We start from the raw sequence: 2,421 nt of genomic DNA, 5'->3' as shown, positions 1-2,421 counted from the left end.
GCTTTTGTAATGGCTATCTTTTTAACGATTTATTTAATCAAAGCGCCACGTACAGCCAAGCTATTGTCTATGGGGTTGGCCTTAGTGCTTGGCGGTGCGATTGGCAACTTAATCGATCGTTTAAGAATTGGCAAAGTGGTTGACTTTATCCATGTGCATTATGCTGATGTCTGGAATTATCCTATTTTCAATGTTGCAGATATAGGTGTCTGTGTCGGTGTAGCGTTGATTATAATTGATATGATATTTTTGGAAAGTAAGCGTAATGAATAAACAAGTGAATATTGATCAGTACAAATAAAAAGAACTAGCGTCATAGCTGCTCTATACGGAAAGATACTTTTTATACTCAAGTGTGTTTATAAAAATGCGAACTGGAAGGTGATATATGATTAATACAAATACTCTCTCATTCTATATCCCAAAACCCAATGCATAATTGTATGCGAGTGAACGCAGGATGATTTTGAAGTGGCTAGACGAAGGCGTGACGTGCTAAGTGGTAGATGACAAAAACCAGTACTTCAAAGCTCTGGACAGGGCCATTATTATAAAGACATTGAATACCGCCTAAATTATTTATTGAAATAACAAAAGGATAATATAGTGTCACATGCTCAGCTAACTATCAAACAAATACATAATCTTAGAAAAAAACAAAGTGCCGCATTAAAAAGCCTTACCATTATAGGCTACCTAGAAGGCACCTCTTTCTTATTATTGCTCTGTATCGCCATGCCACTAAAATATATGCTGGACATTCCAGAAGGTGTGAAATACATCGGTATGGCACACGGTATATTGTTTATTACCTATATCATAATACTTATAGGCTCAGCTATCAAAATGAAAATGCCTCTTTGGGCAATACCTGCGGGCGTACTCGGCTCACTCTTACCTTTTGGCCCGTTTATATTCGATCATTTACTAAAAAAGAATTTACAGGAAAGTGTAAGTAAAGAAGCCTAGAACAAGCCCTGCTGCAAATGCTACAAACGTACCTTATTACTCAAGATTATTTTTCCTAACTAAATCACAAGCCGCCATCACTCATCATGGCGACAAATGAATAACATTGAGCAGAAATTAATCACAATAAAATTTTAATTCAGACCCAGTATGAATAATCTAACACTCTAGTCACTTTTCGAACTTATCTTACATACTATCGACAAACCCGTATTGTTTAAAAGCTAAACAGGTTTTGTCATCCGCGATGGATTTCCTATTATCCTAGGGTATACCCCAGGGGCACTATCAAAACAGGTCTCTTAATCAATTAATAGTCTACTTATAATAGACTGCAATAATGGAACTACTTATAACAGACTATTTTAGGTGTTTATGTTTATCAGAGCATAGAGCGCCAATCAAAGATCAAGATGCCAAGCGTGCCAAAAGTGAGCTCATATAGCTTGCTGCTGATCATGGTCACAAAATTGCCGCCTTCTATGTTGAAAACGAGTCAGACGCAACTTTAATACGTCCACAGTTAATGTAACTGATAAATGATGCCCATGAAGGCGATATAATTTGGTTGAGCAGATTGACCGCTTAGCACGTTTAAACCAAGCTGATTGGGATACTCTCAAAAGAATGCTATTAGAAAAGAAGCTGGCGGTAGTATCAGAAGAGCTACCGACCTCTTATATAACGCCTCAATCTGATAGCAGCATTGAATTTATGAGCAGCGTATTACAGGCCATCAATTCGATGATGCTTTATATGCTCGCTGCTATTGCTAGAAAGGACTATGAAGATCGACGTAACCGTCAGATGTAAGGTATTTCTCGTACTAAGGTAGAAAGTAAATATTCAGGACGTAGGAAAGATACCGAGAAGCGTAAGATTATCGCTAGCCTTCTGAAATCTGGGCGTAGTTATTCTGAAATACAAGCTACAGCTAAGTGCTCGCGTCATTTGATAGCTGTATAGCTAAATAAATACTCAAATACTCAAATACTCAAATACTCAAATACTCAAATACTCAAATACTCAAATACTCAAATACTCAAATACTCAAATACTCAAAATTATTTTGAGGATCTGTAATAACCTTGTCAAATAAAAATTGTCTGTTATCAAAGTTCCTCTAATATATTCTGTTTAAGTAAGAAAAATATTGATTACGTTTCAGGTGACAGTATTTTAGCCGAATCTTTTATAAACGAATCATTATCGTAACGATGACACAAATACTAGCTTGAGCTTGATTATTAAGGCAGACTTTCCTGCGTATAGCAGAGTTTGTTCTAACTATTCAAACCATTTGCTTCATCTTTAAATGTCTCTACAACCACAGAGAAAATATCGTCCCAAACCTCATCATTTGCCAAAAACGGATAATCTTTCAATAGCTTATTACTTTTAGCACCCTTATTCTGCAGCATGCTACGAATGATTCTATCGGCATAGCTGTTG

Annotated in this window: 2 protein-coding genes and 1 pseudogene; all 3 read left to right on the top strand. The window is 36.4% G+C overall.

The window, feature by feature from the left end; translation table 11 throughout:
- Window positions 1-273: signal peptidase II (gene lspA, locus AS194_RS01540; protein WP_083499564.1), on the top strand; the 273-nt coding region annotated here is incomplete at its 5' end.
- Between the two features lie 333 nt (window positions 274-606).
- On the top strand, window positions 607-969 hold the full coding sequence (locus tag AS194_RS01535) for a DUF3817 domain-containing protein (protein WP_058023733.1): 363 nt from the start codon (window positions 607-609) through the stop codon (window positions 967-969).
- A gap of 340 nt (window positions 970-1,309) precedes the next feature.
- Window positions 1,310-1,935, top strand: a pseudogene (locus AS194_RS14110) (recombinase family protein).
- The last annotated feature ends 486 nt before the right edge of the window (window positions 1,936-2,421 follow it).

Origin of the sequence: Psychrobacter piscatorii, assembly GCF_001444505.1 — a bacterium.
GTDB classification, from domain to species: domain Bacteria; phylum Pseudomonadota; class Gammaproteobacteria; order Pseudomonadales; family Moraxellaceae; genus Psychrobacter; species Psychrobacter piscatorii_B.
This window is presented reverse-complemented; position numbering and strand designations above follow the sequence as displayed.